Annotated in this window: 18 protein-coding genes and 1 riboswitch; of the genes, 16 read left to right on the top strand and 2 right to left on the bottom strand. The window is 43.3% G+C overall.

What is annotated here, in order from left to right; genetic code table 11:
• Positions 1-164 precede the first annotated feature (164 nt).
• From dmeF to AB1A03_RS05295, 16 genes are all read left to right on the top strand, one after another.
• Positions 165-1,142, top strand: a complete 978-nt coding sequence (gene dmeF, locus AB1A03_RS05365; protein WP_354623571.1) for a CDF family Co(II)/Ni(II) efflux transporter DmeF — start codon at positions 165-167, stop codon at positions 1,140-1,142.
• Entirely contained in the window at positions 1,143-1,562 is a 420-nt protein-coding gene (locus AB1A03_RS05360) for a MarR family winged helix-turn-helix transcriptional regulator (protein WP_354623570.1), read from the top strand.
• A 55-nt stretch (positions 1,563-1,617) separates the two neighbouring features.
• Positions 1,618-1,769, top strand: a riboswitch (TPP riboswitch).
• Positions 1,770-1,856: 87 nt separating this feature from the next.
• Positions 1,857-3,833 (top strand): phosphomethylpyrimidine synthase ThiC, encoded by a 1,977-nt coding sequence (gene thiC, locus AB1A03_RS05355; RefSeq protein ID WP_354623569.1) that lies wholly within the window; start codon positions 1,857-1,859, stop codon positions 3,831-3,833.
• A 112-nt stretch (positions 3,834-3,945) separates the two neighbouring features.
• Positions 3,946-4,347, top strand: coding sequence for a bifunctional hydroxymethylpyrimidine kinase/phosphomethylpyrimidine kinase (locus AB1A03_RS17335; protein ID WP_502945925.1), 402 nt, complete (start codon positions 3,946-3,948; stop codon positions 4,345-4,347).
• A 20-nt stretch (positions 4,348-4,367) separates the two neighbouring features.
• Positions 4,368-5,351 (top strand): thiamine phosphate synthase, encoded by a 984-nt coding sequence (gene thiE, locus AB1A03_RS05350; protein WP_502945924.1) that lies wholly within the window; start codon positions 4,368-4,370, stop codon positions 5,349-5,351.
• 17 nt (positions 5,352-5,368) lie between these two features.
• On the top strand, positions 5,369-6,118 hold the full coding sequence (locus AB1A03_RS05345) for a HesA/MoeB/ThiF family protein (RefSeq protein WP_354623568.1): 750 nt from the start codon (positions 5,369-5,371) through the stop codon (positions 6,116-6,118).
• Positions 6,119-6,319 (top strand): sulfur carrier protein ThiS, encoded by a 201-nt coding sequence (gene thiS / locus AB1A03_RS05340; RefSeq protein WP_354623567.1) that lies wholly within the window; start codon positions 6,119-6,121, stop codon positions 6,317-6,319.
• 4 nt (positions 6,320-6,323) lie between these two features.
• The gene (locus AB1A03_RS05335; RefSeq protein WP_354623565.1) at positions 6,324-7,124 is read left to right on the top strand and encodes a thiazole synthase; all 801 of its coding nucleotides are present in this window, start codon (positions 6,324-6,326) and stop codon (positions 7,122-7,124) included.
• Positions 7,121-8,242: a 2-iminoacetate synthase ThiH gene (thiH, locus tag AB1A03_RS05330; protein WP_354623564.1), complete on the top strand. Its 1,122-nt coding sequence runs from the start codon at positions 7,121-7,123 to the stop codon at positions 8,240-8,242. Before AB1A03_RS05335 ends, thiH begins: the two co-directional genes overlap by 4 nt.
• 18 nt (positions 8,243-8,260) lie before the next feature.
• Positions 8,261-8,620 (top strand): RNA-binding S4 domain-containing protein, encoded by a 360-nt coding sequence (locus tag AB1A03_RS05325; protein WP_354623563.1) that lies wholly within the window; start codon positions 8,261-8,263, stop codon positions 8,618-8,620.
• A 10-nt stretch (positions 8,621-8,630) separates the two neighbouring features.
• Positions 8,631-8,993 (top strand): VanZ family protein, encoded by a 363-nt coding sequence (locus AB1A03_RS05320; RefSeq protein WP_354623562.1) that lies wholly within the window; start codon positions 8,631-8,633, stop codon positions 8,991-8,993.
• Positions 8,994-9,111: 118 nt separating this feature from the next.
• Complete coding sequence (gene nhaD / locus AB1A03_RS05315; RefSeq protein ID WP_354623561.1) at positions 9,112-10,554, top strand: sodium:proton antiporter NhaD; 1,443 nt, start codon at positions 9,112-9,114, stop codon at positions 10,552-10,554.
• Positions 10,555-10,704: a hypothetical protein gene (locus AB1A03_RS05310; RefSeq protein ID WP_354623560.1), complete on the top strand. Its 150-nt coding sequence runs from the start codon at positions 10,555-10,557 to the stop codon at positions 10,702-10,704. It begins immediately after the preceding gene.
• Between the two features lie 501 nt (positions 10,705-11,205).
• On the top strand, positions 11,206-11,616 hold the full coding sequence (locus AB1A03_RS05305) for a pilin (protein ID WP_354623559.1): 411 nt from the start codon (positions 11,206-11,208) through the stop codon (positions 11,614-11,616).
• A gap of 6 nt (positions 11,617-11,622) precedes the next feature.
• Positions 11,623-13,311 carry a type IV-A pilus assembly ATPase PilB gene (gene pilB, locus AB1A03_RS05300; RefSeq protein ID WP_354623558.1) on the top strand — a complete coding sequence of 563 codons (1,689 nt, stop codon included), beginning with the start codon at positions 11,623-11,625 and terminating at the stop codon, positions 13,309-13,311.
• A gap of 118 nt (positions 13,312-13,429) precedes the next feature.
• On the top strand, positions 13,430-14,659 hold the full coding sequence (locus AB1A03_RS05295; protein ID WP_354623557.1) for a type II secretion system F family protein: 1,230 nt from the start codon (positions 13,430-13,432) through the stop codon (positions 14,657-14,659).
• 64 nt (positions 14,660-14,723) lie between these two features.
• Here the strand turns inward: AB1A03_RS05295 and AB1A03_RS05290 are convergent, their stop codons facing one another.
• Together AB1A03_RS05290 and nagA are read right to left on the bottom strand one after the other, a co-directional pair.
• The gene (locus AB1A03_RS05290) at positions 14,724-15,953 is read right to left on the bottom strand and encodes an ROK family protein (RefSeq protein ID WP_354623556.1); all 1,230 of its coding nucleotides are present in this window, start codon (positions 15,951-15,953) and stop codon (positions 14,724-14,726) included.
• Positions 15,954-16,017: 64 nt separating this feature from the next.
• Complete coding sequence (gene nagA, locus AB1A03_RS05285) at positions 16,018-17,160, bottom strand: N-acetylglucosamine-6-phosphate deacetylase (protein WP_354623555.1); 1,143 nt, start codon at positions 17,158-17,160, stop codon at positions 16,018-16,020.
• Between the last annotated feature and the right edge of the window lie 32 nt (positions 17,161-17,192).

Below are 17,192 nucleotides of genomic sequence, written 5' to 3'. Positions count from 1 at the left end.
TGATGTCTCTATTCAATAGCAAAGCTCTCCCGTGAGCAAGCGCTGAAGAGTCATTACGGTTAATTTTATGATTTGCGATTGATAATAAATGGTTGTAATAATAGTTCGCTTTTAATATAGTTTGAAAATCAAATTACATGCAAATCAAACTAAAGAGAAAGCAGATGACGAAGCTAACAGCGGCTCACCGTAAATGGCAGCAGCAACATAATTTTTCAGCGAGCAATAATAGAGGGGAACGTAACACCTGGTATGTGTTCTACTTGACCGTTATTACGATGGTGGCAGAAATTATCGCTGGGAGCATTTACGGTTCAATGGCTCTGTTGGCCGATGGTTGGCATATGGGCACGCATGCCGCTGCATTTTTAATTACTTTGTTTGCCTATGCCTATGCGCGTAATCATAATAATAACCCACAATTCTCCTTTGGTACGGGTAAGGTGAGTGTACTTGGTGGGTTTACCAGTGCGATTGCATTAGGTTTAGTTGCTTTGATTATGGCGGTTGAATCGGCTGTACGACTTTTTAACCCCGAACAAATACATTTCCAAGAAGCTATTTGGGTCGCTGTTATTGGCTTGATAGTCAATGTCGTTAGTGTGTTTTTATTAAAGGATGATCATGCACATGGTCATACTCACACGCACCATTCACATGCAGATAGCCATCATGCTCATCACCATCATGGACAGGATCATAATTTACGCGCGGCTTATTTTCATGTCATGGCGGATGCGTTAACCTCTGTATTAGCGATTGCTGCATTATTGATGGGTAAATACTTTGCTTTAAATAGTTTAGATCCACTGATGGGAATCGTTGGCGCATTAATTATTACCCGTTGGTCATGGGGACTTTTAAAGCAGACAGCGCCGATACTATTGGATAAAAGCATTGAACCTGAGTATCAACGTGCCATTATTAAGGTAATAGAAGAGCATCATGACCATGAAGTTGCTGATATTCATATTTGGTCTGTGAGTGCTGACCACTATGCTGCGGTTATATCCATCGTATCGCACCGACCATTTACTACACAATATTATCAAGAACTACTCAATCAATTTGAGCGCTTGAGTCATCTCACAATTGAAGTGAACCAATGTACTCAAGATGAATGTTTACAAGAGATGAAATAGATGAAAACAATAACCGAAAAATTGAATCACGCTTTTATCGAGTTTTATGAAAAGCTCTCTGCTTGGGAGGCGAATACGGTAAAAGATAATGGTCTCACTTTAACCTTGGTACATGCCGTGGAAATATTAGGGATCTTCGGTGCCATGCCAATGAAAACTTTGGCGAGTAAAGTAGGGGTGACGACGGGAACATTAACGGTGCAAGTGGATAAGCTCGTCGCTGCTGATTTAGTGCGACGCGTTGCCCATGAGAGCGATCGCCGCTCGATCCTAGTCGAACTTAGTGATCAGGGGCATAATCTATTTTTGCAACATGATCAGTTACATCAGAAACTTACTGAAGAGTTAACAGCTGATTTTACGGAAGAAGAGATAGCGCAGTTGATGAATTTATTAACGCGTATTAATAATAAATTTTAATTTACATACAATTAACTAATACGGTTCCACTGCTATAAATTTTCTTCTATACTAGGGGCTCTTGTCGGAGCGCCCTTGGGCTGAGACCACTATACTCGTCATCTTATGTAGGGTATATCTTGATAGTTAGTTTTAATTATCATTAACGTGGAATCCGTGGAACCTGATTAGGTTAGTACCTACGAAGGGAACAAGCATAAAAAATAATGGGTCATTCTCAGTTTTTTACTCTTTCCACAGATCTTTCGTCAAGCACTCTTATCAACTTTTATTTATGTTAAGGTAAAGAATGCTATGTCAAACACCGTAAATTCAAATCTAAAAACGTCTAGTCGTAACAACTTATCTCGTCGAGAATCTCGTCAAGCCGCACAGGATTATATTCATAATTTAAATAATGAATCCTATCCAAATTCAGAGAAAATCTATATTGATGGAAAAATCCATCCTATTAAAGTGGCGATGCGACAAATTCTGCAAGCGGATACCTTCGTAGGGGGAAGTGAAGAACAGCCCATTTATGAAAAAAACGAAGCGATTCCCGTTTATGATGCCTCTGGCCCCTATACCGATCCAAACACGGTTATTGATGTTCATAAAGGTCTTGCTAAGTTACGAAAAAGTTGGATTGAAGCACGTGATGATGTTGAAGAACTCGACTCTTTAAGCTCAACATTCGCACAAACGCGCTTAGCCGATGAAAGTTTAGATGAGCTGCGTTTTGCAAACTTGCCAAAACCATTGCGTGCGAAAAAAGGTAAATGTGTTACCCAAATGCATTATGCGCGTCAGGGCATTATAACCCCTGAAATGGAGTATATTGCCATTCGTGAAAATCAAGGACGCGATCGCGTGAAATGTGAGGCGTTACATTTCCAGCATCCTGGATACAGCTTTGGTGCAAATCTACAGGAGGCGATCACCCCTGAATTTGTGCGTCAGGAGGTTGCGGAAGGGCGCGCCATTATTCCTGCCAACATTAACCATCCAGAGTTAGAGCCGATGATTATCGGTCGTAACTTCCTCGTAAAAGTGAATTCCAACATTGGTAACTCATCGGTCACTTCATCCATTGAAGAGGAAGTGGAAAAATTGGTTTGGTCAACGCTTTGGGGCGGTGATACGGTGATGGATTTATCAACGGGGCGTAATATTCATGAAACCCGAGAGTGGATCATGCGTAATGCGCCAGTACCAATTGGTACTGTGCCCATTTATCAAGCGTTGGAAAAGGTCAATGGCATTGCTGAAAACCTCACTTGGGAAGTGTTTCGTGACACCTTAATCGAACAGGCCGAACAGGGGGTTGATTACTTTACCATTCATGCTGGTCTGTTATTACGCTTTGTACCGATGACGGCAAAACGGGTGACTGGGATAGTATCTCGCGGAGGTTCGATCATGGCTAAATGGTGTTTATCGCACCATAAAGAGAATTTTGCCTACCAACATTTCCGTGAAATTTGTGAAATATGCCAGCAATATGACGTGGCACTCTCCCTCGGGGATGGCTTACGTCCCGGATCGATTGCTGATGCCAACGATCAGGCGCAGTTCTCTGAGCTAGAAATATTAGGTGAACTCACCAAAGTGGCGTGGCAATACGATGTTCAGGTGATGATTGAAGGCCCCGGTCATGTCCCCATGCAGATGATCAAAGAGAACATGGATAAACAGCTTAAAGATTGTTTTGCAGCACCATTTTATACGTTAGGGCCATTAACCACGGATATTGCACCGGGATACGATCACATTACATCGGCTATCGGTGCGGCGCAAATTGGTTGGTATGGCTGTGCCATGCTCTGTTATGTCACCCCTAAAGAGCATTTAGGATTACCCAATAAAGATGATGTTAAAGTGGGGCTAGTGACCTATAAATTAGCTGCCCATGCAGCGGATTTAGCGAAGGGGCATCCGGGCGCACAAATTCGTGATAATGCCTTGTCTAAGGCGCGTTTTGAATTCCGCTGGCAGGATCAGTTTAATCTCAGCTTAGATCCTGTTACTTCTCAGGAATACCATGATCAGACATTGCCGAAGGAGTCCGGCAAAGTGGCGCACTTTTGCTCCATGTGTGGGCCAAAATTCTGCTCCATGAAGATAACCCAAGATGTGCGCGATTTTAGCAAAAAGCTAGATGATGGTGAGATCTCCATTCAATTACTTGATCAAACGGTTACCGTTTCAGCGCAACAGGGCATGACAGAAAAAGCCAAGGAGTTTGCTGACTCAGGGGCTGAAATATATCAGATAAGGTTTAATGAGTAAGGCCTATTATGAATAACATTGTTTGGACTATTGCTGGCTCCGATAGCAGCGCAGGTGCAGGGCTCCAAGCGGATCTTGTACCTTTCACGATTTAGGGGTTGTTGGTTGTTCGGTGATCAGTGCTGTTACTGCACAAAACTCGACTATGGTGAGTTTAGTTGAAGCGGTTTCCGATAAGATGTTCACTGAACAGTTAGATTGCTTGGCGGAAGATATGCCCGCTAAAGTGATTAAAATCGGATTAATCGCAACCATCGAACAGGTCAAAATTTTAGCGGAAAAACTCGCTTTTTATAAACAGACATGGTCTAACAAGCCCTTTGTTATCTACGATCCCGTTGCTGTTGCCTCGACGGGGGATAATATGGTGGAAGAGGGGATTAACGCCTATATTAAAGCGCACTTATTAGCGCAAGTGGATCTGCTAACCCCTAATGGTCACGAGTTATTAGCGCTATCGGGGCATGCTTTGATTTCTGGAGAGTCCTTAAAAAACCGGCTGCCAATAAATTAATCTCGATGGGCTGTGCAAGTGTGCTTATTAAGGGCGGCCATTTTCCGCTCTTTGATGCTATCGCGCTCGATTATTGGTGTGATGGTGAACGGGAAATTGCCTTAACCAGTCCGCGTATACAGGCGGCTCACACACATGGTAGTGGTTGTACGTTATCCAGTGCCATTGCTGCATCTATCGCCTTAGATTATGTTATCGAAGATGCCTTAGTGATTGCCAAAGCCTATCTTAATCAAGGGCTGAAAGGAGCTAAGGCGCTTGGCAAAGGGGAGGGGAGCGTCGCGCATTTAGGTTGGCCAAGGGAACGCGCCGATTTCCCTGACGTGGTTTTGCCTGAGTCGAAGATAGGTTATGAGTTAGATTTACCCGGTACGCTAGAAGCGGGCCACGGTTTTGCCTCTTGTCAGACCTTAAAGCTTGGCTTGTATCCCGTCTTAGATTGCATCGAGTGGATCGAGCGCGTCTTAAAAATGGGCGTAAAAACACTACAACTGCGTATCAAAGATAAACAGCCAGAGCAGGTTGAGGCGCAGGTGATTGCCGCCATTGCGCTGGGGAAAAAATATAATGCCCGCCTATTTATTAATGATTATTGGCAACTCGCCATTAAGCATGGTGCCTATGGGGTACACCTTGGTCAGGAAGATATCGACGTTGCTGATTTAGTGCAAATAGCCGATGCAGGTTTGCGTTTAGGGCTGAGTACGCATGGATATTATGAGTTGTTGCGAGCGCAGCAATTAAAGCCAAGTTATATTGCGCTCGGCCATATCTTTCCCACACAAACCAAAGAGATGCCCTCTAATCCACAGGGACTAACTCGGTTAGCGAACTATGCCCATTTGCTTGCAGATACGCCTACCGTTGCCATTGGTGGCATTAATCTGGAGCGAGCGAGCGCGGTCTGGCAGTGTGGCGTTGGCAGTATCGCGGTAGTGACTGCCATTACGTTAAGTGATGATCCCGAGCGAGTGGTCAGGGAATTTAATGAAATTATGCAATAATTTGATTGGAGCAGAATATGTTATCTGATGCAGAAACGATCCGTTATAGCCGCCATTTATTGTTACAGGAAGTGGGAGACGTTGGTCAGCAGAAGCTAAAAAACGCTAAGGTGTTGATTATTGGTCTGGGTGGACTAGGGACACCCGCTGCACTCTATCTCGCTGCTGCTGGGATTGGTCATTTAGTGTTAAATGATTTTGATCATATCGAAATGAGTAATTTGCAACGGCAAATAAGCTATCAAGAGAGTGATATTAATGCTGAAAAAGTGGTTGTTACTAAACAGCGATTGCAGCACTTAAATTCACAAATTCGAGTGCGCACCATTAAGCAAAAAATGACCGCAGAGCAATTAGCGATGGAGTTAATGATGGTGGATCTGGTGCTCGATTGTAGCGATAACATGGCGACAAGGCAGATCATCAACGCTGCCTGTGTAGAGGCGAAAGTACCGTTAATCGTCGGGGCTGCGATCCGCCTTGAAGGACAGTTAATGTTTTTTGACCATCGCCACGATGACGCTGCTTGTTACCATTGTCTTTTTCCCTCTAGTGAAGAAGCGCAACTCAACTGTAGTAATTCTGGTGTGTTAGGCCCCGTTGTTGGCACTATTGGCACCTTGCAAGCGCTGGAAGCGATTAAACATTTCCTTGGTTTGCCTTCTGGTATTAAAAATAAATTGAAATTATTTGATGCGAAAAGCCTCGATTGGCAAACCTTTGTGATCAATAAAGATCCTCAATGTCGCGTCTGTGGGAAAAGTTAGATGAAAATATTTGTCAATGAGCAACCAATTGAAGTTGCTGAAAATTGTAATATCAATGCGTTATTAACATTATTAGAAAAACCGCTCAATGGCAGTGCAGTGGCGGTTAATCAGCGCGTTATCAGTCGCGGTTCATGGTCACAATTCGGTTTAAATGAAGGTGATCAAATCTCTCTCTTTCAAGCAATCGCAGGGGGCTAATCGCATGTTATTTAAAGAGATGTTGGTTAATGACCAATTAACCATTGGCGATAAAACATTTACCTCGCGCTTATTCACTGGAACGGGGAAATTTAATGACCAGCAAACCATGATCAATGCCTTACGGGCATCACAATCACAACTGGTTACTATGGCATTGAAACGTGTGGATATGCAGCACAAAGATGATGATATTCTCGCGCCATTGATTAAAAATGGTATGCAGCTACTACCCAACACATCGGGGGCGCGTAATGCCAAAGAGGCTGTCTTTGCCGCGCAACTGGCACGCCAAGCACTGCAAACCAATTGGGTGAAGTTAGAGATTCATCCCGATCCTAAATATTTATTACCCGATCCCATCGAGACATTAAAAGCGGCGGAAGCCTTGGCGCTAGATGGTTTTGTAGTGCTACCCTATGTGCATGCTGACCCCGTGTTGTGTAAACATTTAGAGGCGGTCGGTTGTGCCGCCGTGATGCCGTTGGGCGCACCGATTGGCTCTAATAAAGGGATTAAAACCGCAGATTTTTTGCAGATTATTATCGAGCAGGCAACTATTCCAGTGATTGTTGATGCAGGGTTAGGTAGCCCTTCACACGCCTCTTTGGCGATGGAAATGGGCGCTGATGCCGTATTAGTTAACACCGCCATTGCCGTTGCGCATGATCCGGTTGCCATGAGCGAAGCCTTTGCTAAAGCGGTGCAAGCAGGGCGTCAAGCTTATCTTGCGGGATTAGGGGGGCAGAGCCACTATGCGCAAGCTTCGAGTCCATTAACTGCGTTTCTTGAGGCAAGCCTGTGACCTTTAGTGAAAAAATAAAAGCGTATCAATGGGATGATGTGCGCCTCTCTATTTATGCAAAAAACGCTGCCGATGTGCAGCGTGCATTAAGTAAAGCGCGTTTAGATTTAGAGGATTTTAAAGCCTTGATAAGCCCCGCTGCTGAACCCTATTTGGAGCAGATGGCGCAAAAATCACAGCAATTAACCCAACAGCGCTTTGGTAAAACGCAGCAGTTCTATATTCCTTTATATCTCTCTAATATGTGCAGCAACATCTGCACCTATTGCGGCTTTTCCATGCATAATGCAATTCGTCGCAAAACGCTTGATATGGAGGAAATTGAACGCGAATGCATCGCAATTAAAAAAATGGGCTTTGCGCATATTCTATTGGTGACGGGGGAGTCGGAGCGTAAGGTAGGCATTGATTATTTCAAACAGGCATTGCCTATCATCAAGCGATATTTTTCACATATCACCATTGAAGTACAGCCATTGCAGCAAGAGGAGTACAGTGAGTTGATTCAATATGGAGTCGATTCAGTGTTAGTCTACCAAGAAACCTATAATCCTGTGACCTATGCTGAGCACCATCTAAAGGGGAAAAAAGCCGATTTTAATTATCGTTTAGATACCCATGATCGTTTAGGTAAAGCGGGCGTTCATAAAATGGGGTTAGGTAGCCTAATTGGTTTGGAAGAGTGGCGTACCGACTGTTTTTATGTGGCTGCCCATTTAAGCTATCTTGAGAAACAATATTGGCAATCCCGTTATACCATCTCTTTTCCTCGCTTGCGTCCGTGCACGGGCGGCATGGAAATTAAATCGGTGATGAGTGATAAACAGTTAGTACAACTTATTTGTGCCTATCGTTTGTTTAATCCCGAAGTCGAGTTATCCTTATCGACACGGGAATCGCAACACTTTAGAAATCACGTCTTGCCGCTCGGGATCACCTCCTTAAGCGCAGGTTCAAGCACACAACCGGGGGGGTATGCCGAGCAATCGGAAAAAGCGTTAGAGCAATTCGCAATTAGTGATGAGCGTTCTGCGCAAACTATGGCAGAATTAGTCAAAGCGCAGGGCTATGAAGTGGTTTGGAAAGATTGGGATCATAGTTTAACCGAACAGAGTTAACAGAGATAAGAGAGTAACATGTCAGAGCAAGATATTTATGCGACATTAATTGAGATAAAAGCGGAGCCAACGGAACTCTATAAAATATTGAAATTTGAGAATTTAGTCTCTGGAGGAGGGGAAGCGAAACAGGTCATTAGTGACGGCTATGTGTACTTAAATGGTGAAGTGGAAACGCGTAAACGTAAAAAAGTGTATGCAGGGGATGTTATCTATTTTAATGAGCAATATTTTCAAATTGCGCTAGTTGGGCAAATTGAACAGTATGAAATGGGTACACAAGCACCTGTTGAAAGCCAAAGGCAACAAGCGCCAGTTGAGCAAACCGAATCGACAAAAGTTGAGGGTAAAAAAGCCCGTAAACCAATTAGTTTTTAGTGCATCACTGATGAATAGATTAATCACTAAAATGCGGGATTATTGGTTATATATTTCATTGTCGATATTAGCGGTGATTATTACTTTGTCACTGTATCCCGTCAGCCAGCTTCCCGATGTGCCCGGTACGGATAAGCTACACCATTTTATCGCCTATGGGGCATTAATGTTTCCGGTGGCGCTACGAAAGCCCAAATATTGGCGCTGGATAGCCCTGCTGTTTATCCTAGCGAGTGGCACCATTGAATTAATCCAGCCCTATGTCAATCGTTATGGCGAGTGGTTAGATTTAGCGGCTAATTGTCTTGGTCTACTTTGTGGCTTTATACTCGCGCAACTCATTGCGTATCTCAGTGTTAAGCGAGAGAAATAACAGCACCAATTAACACATATAGATAAAACCTCTTTTATTGTATTGAAAATCAATCTTCTATGTTAATATCGAAAAAATTTTAACTCGCACTGTTTTACTTTCTTTAAGGATGAATGAAATGTTATCTAAAACTAAGTCTTTAAGTGTTTTTCTGACACTTATTAGCCTTTTCTTTTCACCGAGCCTGTTGGCTAGTAGTGGAGAGTCCATGGACTTAACGTCACACAGCATTGGTTATGCCGCATTACTGTTTTTTGCGATTGCCTACGTTTTAGTGATGCTCGAAGATGTGATCCACCTGCGTAAATCGAAACCCGTGCTAGTTGCTGCGGGTATCATTTGGGCAATGATTGGTTATTATTATACGCAACACGGTATGAGCCACGATGCCGAGCTCGCTTTTCGTCATAATTTATTAGAATACGCAGAGCTATTTTTCTTTTTATTAGTGGCGATGACCTATATTAACGCCATGGAAGAACGTCAACTTTTTGATGCCCTGCGCGCTTGGATGGTTAATAAGGGCTTTACGCTCCGCCTTATTTTTTGGTTAACGGGTATCTTGGCATTCTTTATTTCGCCTATCGCCGATAATTTAACAACGGCACTACTGATGTGTGCTATTGTCATGAAAGTAGGTGGTGAAAACAAAAAATTTATTGCCATTGCTTGTATTAACATTGTTGTTGCTGCGAATGCGGGTGGTGCCTTTAGCCCCTTTGGTGATATCACCACATTAATGGTTTGGCAAAAAGGTATGGTCCAATTCGGTACTTTCTTCTTACTATTTATTCCTTCCGCGGTTAACTTTTTAGTACCCGCTATTATTATGAGCTTTTTTATCTCTAAGGATGTTGCGCAAGGTGATGGCATTCAGGTACAGACCAAACGCGGTGCACTGCGTATCGTGGCGCTATTTTTAGTGACCATCTCCTTTGCCGTGTTAGGCCATTCATTCCTTGGTATGCCTCCCGTGCTTGGTATGATGACAGGTCTTGGTCTGTTACAGTTCTTTGCTTTCTTTTTACGTAAAACACAAAGCTCTTATTATAAAAGTGCAATACATAAAACCGATGATACGGTGGAGCATGAACGTTTACGTGATTTAGGTAATGGTGCGCCCTTTGATATCTTTAATAAAGTCGCCCGAGCGGAATGGGATACCTTACTATTTTTCTACGGGGTGGTACTTTGTGTTGGTGGATTAGGATTTATTGGTTATCTACATATGATTTCCGAAGCTATGTATAGCAACTGGGATGCAACCTATGCCAACGTTACCGTGGGGGTTTTATCGGCAATCGTGGATAATATTCCGGTGATGTTTGCGGTGTTAAGTATGCAACCAGACATGAGCACGGGACAATGGTTGTTGGTAACATTAACCGCAGGTGTGGGCGGCAGTATGCTTTCTATTGGCTCCGCGGCTGGTGTCGCATTAATGGGGCAAGCGCGTGGTATCTATACCTTTGCCGTGCACCTAAAATGGGCGCCCGTTGTTGCTTTAGGATATATCGCCAGTATCTTTACTCACTTATGGATCAATTCAGCACTTTTTTAAATGGTCGATATTATACTTGTCGGTGAATTGCCGACAAGTGCGCGCAATCGTTGCGTGTTTGTCGCAACATTATGTGCGTTATTGCCCCCTTTTGCTGTCGCTAATCGCCGCTCTATTTTCGCCTTTAATCCGTTCCCTTTTGCTTGTTAATTGTGCAAGGTGAGCTCTCTCAATGGGCAAGCGTTTGAATTCGCTATGCTATTATGGCGATTTATAGCCGCTCTGTTTTTTTGTGCAAAGTAGTGCTATTGAAAAGTTCGCTTAAAAAAGCGGCGTTCAACTAAATTTTTATTAGATCTTGCTCATAGAGTTGCCGTTTATGGGCTTGTTCCACGACTATAGTTCTGAGAGAATAGAAAAACGCAAAGTGAAGTGGCTAACCGTTTATTAGCAGTAAATTGTGCGCTACTTAACTTTTCCCACATAACTTGATATAAATTAAAGATTTTAAACACTTTTTTATATGTTAAGTTTATAACATTAAGGTAAACTAGGCGCTGTTTTACAAATTAGGTTGCAAGACCTACTAACAAATAGTTAAACAGCATAATAACGCAAGATCGCTTAACGATTTACTCCACTTCTCTAGGGAAAGAGTTAACATTTTAAGCAATACGTTAAATGAAAATACATTACATTAAGGATGACAAAATGAAAAAAGTACAACAAGGTTTTACATTAATCGAGCTACTCATTGTAATCGCGATTATCGGTATTCTAGCAGCAGTGGCACTGCCTGCTTATAATAGTTATACAGCTAAAGCAAAATTTGCGGAAGTAGTGCAGTCTGTTACTGGTCTGAAAACACAAGTAGAGCTGTGCGCTATGGAGCTTAGTACTGTTACAGGCTGTACTGATGGTGCATCTGGTTCTACGTACAATATTGCAGCACTTGGTGCATATGGTTATGTAACTTCTGTAACAACTACAAACGGTGTAATTACAGCAACAGCTGTTGCTGGTGAAGGACTTGGTAGTGCTACTTATACAGGGACACCTACTCGCCAAGCTTCAGGGCAGGTTACTTGGGGTTTTGTGTGTAGTAATAGTGCTTTCTGCTAATTCCTAATGGCAACCCATCATATTAGCGGCTTGGCGTCTAGCCTCGCCGCTCGCGGTCTACTCCCCTTTGCGAAACTCCAACAGATAACCTCCGCTGCCGCTAGTCAAAAAAAAGCACTGGTTAGCTATTTGGTGGAAAATAATTTTATCTCTAGTGTTGAGCTGGCTCAGTTCTGCGAAGCTGAATATGGTATTCCTCTATTAGACGCTGCCTCTCTGGACCTCGATGAGATTCCAGAAAAGTTTATTAATCAGAAACTCATAGAGAAACATCATGCGCTGCCCGTCTATGTGCAGCAGAAAACCCTCTATATCGCCATGTCCGACCCGACTAACGTCGCGGCTCTGGAAGATTTTGGCTTTAGTTTTGCCATCCATACCGAAGCCTTATTGGTGGAAGAGAGTTACCTTAATAAAGCCATTGAAAAGCTCTTAGAGGATGATGTCTCCTCCCTTGGTGATATGGGCGATATCGACGATATCGAAATTGACGAAGGTGAATCACGCCTTGACGAGGCGCAGGGCGACAGTGAAGATGATGCCCCGATCGTTAAATATATTAATGGCATTCTGCTCGATGCGGTGCGCAAGGGCGCCTCGGATTTACACTTTGAGCCCTATGAAAAAAAATACCGCGTCCGTTTTCGTGTTGATGGTATTTTACATGAGGTTGCTACGCCACCGGTTAATTTAGCGAACCGTTTTTCGGCGCGCCTTAAGGTGATGTCGCGTTTGGATATTGCCGAGCGCCGTCTGCCCCAGGATGGTCGTATTAAGCTGAAAATATCGAGCAAACGTAATGTTGACCTGCGTGTTAGTACGCTACCTACCATGTGGGGCGAAAAAATCGTAATGCGTATTTTAGACTCCTCGGCTGCAAGCCTTGATATCGACCGTTTAGGTTACAGCGATGAACAAAAGGCGAAATATTTACATGCCCTGTCAAAACCGCAGGGGATGATCCTCATTACTGGGCCAACGGGCAGTGGTAAAACCGTTTCTCTCTATACGGGACTGAATATTCTCAATACCGTGGAGCGTAATATCTCAACAGCGGAAGATCCCGTGGAGATCAACCTTGCTGGTATTAACCAAGTACAGATCAATAATAAAGCAGGGCTGACCTTTGCTTCAGCACTGCGCTCTTTTTTACGTCAAGATCCTGATATCGTGATGGTCGGTGAGATTCGAGATTTAGAGACCGCCGAAATCGGCATTAAAGCCGCACAAACGGGCCATTTAGTGTTATCCACATTGCATACCAACTCGGCAGCAGAAACCTTAACGCGTTTGTTAAACATGGGCGTTCCCGCCTTTAACATCGCCTCTTCGGTATCCCTGATTATCGCACAACGTTTAGCGCGTCGACTCTGCCCTGAGTGTAAAGCGGTAGATGAGTACAGTGACAAAGAGTTACAGACGATCGGCTTTAATCATGAGCAAATTGCAGCAGGGATAACACTTTATAAACCTGTCGGTTGCGCTAAATGTACAGATGGGTATAAAGGACGTGTGGGTATTTATGAAGTAATGCAGATGTCCGACAATATTAGTCACATCATCCTCAATGAAGGTAATGCGATGCAAATCGCCAATGTCGCCGAGGCTGAAGGGATGGATACATTACGTCAATCGGCACTGCAACAGGCGATCAGAGGCATTACCAGTTTAAAAGAGGTGACCCGCGTTACCTAATATTGCCATTTTAAATCAGTTAATAAAAGCTGTTGTTTAAAAGATGGCAGCTCCTCTCATCGTCGTTTAACACCGACCCAGTTGGAGGTTCATAATAATTATAATTTAAGGAAGAATTATGGCTGCACCTAAAAAACCTCAAGCTGTTGTTATTCATAGCTTTAAATGGAAGGGGTTTAACCGCAAGGGCGGAAAAGTCTCTGGCGAGATACAAAGTGCTTCGTTAGTGGAAGCCAAGGCGGAACTGCGTCAACAGGGGGTAAATGTTACCCGCATCACCAAAAAACCAAAAGATCTCTTCTCCTTTGGCAATAAAATATCGCCAATGGATATCGCCATTGTTTCACGACAAATAGCGACCATGCTAGGTGCTGGTGTGCCCTTAGTACAGAGCCTACAGTTAATTGCTAAAAGTAATGAAAAAGCGTCCTTACGGGAACTGATGACCTCCATTGCCACGGAAGTAGCGACGGGTACACCGCTCTCTAAAACCCTGCGTACGCATCCTAAGTATTTTGATGATCTCTACTGCGATTTGGTGGATGCTGGTGAAGAGTCGGGTGCCTTAGAGGCGATTTATGATCGTATTGCCACCTATAAAGAGAAGTCTGAAGCGCTGAAGTCGAAAATTAAAAAGGCGATGTTTTATCCTGCTGCGGTATTGGCTGTTGCAGGGGTGGTGACGATGTTGCTACTACTATTTGTTATTCCGCAGTTCCAAGATATTTTTACCGGTTTTGGTGCCGATCCAGCCTTTACCCTGTTTGTATTGGGCATCTCCGATTTAGTACAATCTTATTGGTACATTATCGCTGCGGCGGTGATAGCGGCCATTTTTATATTTAAACGCGCCCATGCCGCCTCGCAGAATGTACGCGATAATACCGATAAATTCGTGCTTAAAATTCCCGTCATTAGCACCATTTTAGATAAAGCCGCCGTGGCCCGCTTTGCGCGCACGCTATCGACCACCTTTTCTGCCGGTATCCCGTTAGTGGATGCCTTAATTTCTGCCGCAGGGGCATCGGGTAACTATGTTTATCGTAGTGCGATTACCAATATTCGTACCGAGGTAATGGCGGGGATGCAGATGAATGTGGCGATGAAAACGACCACTGTTTTTCCTGATATGGTTGCACAAATGGTGATGATTGGTGAGGAATCCGGTGACCTTGACGGCATGCTAAGTAAAGTGGCGGATATCTATGAGCAGCAAGTTGATGACGCCGTTGACGCTTTAACAAGCCTATTAGAGCCGATGATCATGGTGGTGTTAGGTGTGGTCGTTGGTGGTTTGATTGTGGCGATGTATCTGCCTATCTTCCAATTGGGTAGTGTTATTGGTTAATATTTTCCGTTGATGCCCGACTGCTATTTGTAGTCGGGTATCTGATGTTACTCGTTATTATTTATTATTTATTATTTATTTTCTGCAGTAAATCCCCTTCATAAATGGCTTGTTTTGCCAATGCAAAGGCGGCAATGGTTGGATTCTCAGCTAATGCTGTCGGTAGTATTTGCAGTTTTTCACGGAAAGCATGCAAGGTTTGCTGACTGATTGATTGGCGCAAGGTTGAAAAGAGTAAATTACCACAGAGGGTAATTTTCCCTGAGATAATAATTTTTTCAGGATTAAGGATATTAATCAAAATAGCAACGGTTTTACCGAGGTAGTTGACCATATCGGTGACGATTTTTTGGCAGAGCGGATCGCCATCGGCAGCTGCTTGGTATATATTCTCGCTACTCAATTCCTCTACGCTTAATGATGAGATGGCGCCTCGATTAAGTGCCTCTTGTACTTTTTCTATAATAGTATCATCACTGACTTCTGTTTCTAGGCAACCAAAGTTACCACAGTGACACTGTTTCCCGGCGGGATTTACCTGAATGTGACCAATTTCACCGATGTTATATTTTTCACCCAGCAGCCGCTTACCCTGCATAATAATGCCAGAACCGACACCATGGTGAATGCTAATTAAGATAGAGTCTTTACAATCCTGAGAGGCACCAAAGTAGTGCTCCGCTAGGGCTAAGCAACGCGTGTGATTACCTAAATAAGCTGGAATATTAAAGCGTGTTTGAATGAGCTCGACTAAACAGATATTTTCTAGGGAATAGCGCGATGAGTAGAGTATTACTCCTTTGATCGGGTCTATCAGACCTGCATGTGTTAGGGTGATAGCGGATATTTTTTCATCTCGTTGCGTGCAATCGACAATGACCAATTCAATTTCAGACAAAAGCTGGGCAAGCAGTTGCTCGGCATTTTCTGCCATGACAGGTACTTGTTTTTTAAACAGCTGCACACCGGCTAAGTTATAACGGCCAATGGAAAGCTGTTTACGACCGATTTTAATTGCGAGTACATTAATCGCTGATGCATTTAGCTCTAAAGATATTGCGCGTCGACCGCCGGTTGAAGCTTGTCGAGCCGTCTCGGTCAGTAAGCCATTCTCTAGCAGCTGGCGTGTTATTTTGGTGACACTGGCAGGAGCAAGCTTGCTCACTTTAGCGACGTCGACACGTGAAATAGGGGCATTTTTTTCAATGACCTTATAAATAGCAGCGTAATTGACTTGCTTTATATGATCAATGTTAGCAATAACGGACTCATTGCTAGATGTGTATTCTTCCATTAATATTCACTTCAATTGATTAGATAGCCACTACACAACGTTATGTAATGGCTAGGATAAAAATTTACAATTCATTCCTTGCGAAATGACCATTAACGATAGTTGCGAGCACTTGATAGTTATTGTTAAAAATCGCTAAATTAGCAACTTTATTTACATCGATGCTACCAAGGGTTTGTTCGGCAGAAATGGCCTTCGCTGGATATAGGGTAGCCATGCGGATCGCTTCTTCCAATGAGATTCCGACATGTTTCACACACTGCTCAATCGATTCTATCATGGTTACCGCTGAACCGCCTAGTGTTCCATCTTTAGAGAAACATTTGCCATCTTTATAGTAAACGGTGGTACCGACAAAATCGAATTCGCTAATGTTCGCCCCAGCAGGTGCGGTGGCATCGGTCACTAAGAATAATTTTTCACCCAGAATTTTTTTAGAAATACGTACATTTTCATAGGCAACATGGAAACCATCGACAATGATACCCGCGTAGATAGCTGTATCATAAATCGCGCCAACGATACCCGCTTCTCGCCCACTCATGGCACTCATCGCATTGAATAAATGGGTTGCACAGCTGGCACCATTATCAATCGCCATTTTTGCTTCTTGATAGGTTGCGTTACTGTGGCCGATAGAGACGACTATGCCAGCATCAGTGAGTTGTTTAACAATTTCTGCTGGTGTATTTTCTGGTGCCAGGGTGACTTTGGCAACGATATCGGCATTCGCACAGATTAAATCTATCATCTCCTGAGCTGGTTTACGGATATATTCTGGACGATGAATGCCTTTTTTTTCTAGGCTAAGAAATGGTCCTTCAAGATGCAAACCTAACACTTCATTTTTTGTTTTATCCATAAAGCTGCGGGCAACTTGTAATGCTGTTTTAATATCTTCATCGGATGAGGTAATTAATGTTGGTAAATAACTGGTGCAACCAGATTTTAAGTTAGCCGCTTGCATTGTTACTAGAGTTTGCTCAGTTATTTGATCATTGAGCATGACACCACCACAGCCATTTAGTTGTAAGTCAATGAATCCGGGGCTGACATTTGCCCCTTTAAGGTCAACTTTGGTTATATAATCGCTATTAAGTTCAGAGAGGGGGATAATTTTTTCAATTTTCTCACCATTTATAACAATAGCGTGGTCATGTAACACGTCCTGTGTGGTATAGATGGTGCAGTTGGTTAATGCATACATAGTAAAATCTCCCTCAATCTTTTTTAATTAAA

The organism is Psychromonas sp. MME2 (genome assembly GCF_040566515.1).
Lineage (GTDB): Bacteria > Pseudomonadota > Gammaproteobacteria > Enterobacterales > Psychromonadaceae > Psychromonas.
The sequence above is the reverse complement of the archived record's forward strand: the minus strand, read 5'-3'. Positions and strand labels throughout refer to the sequence as shown.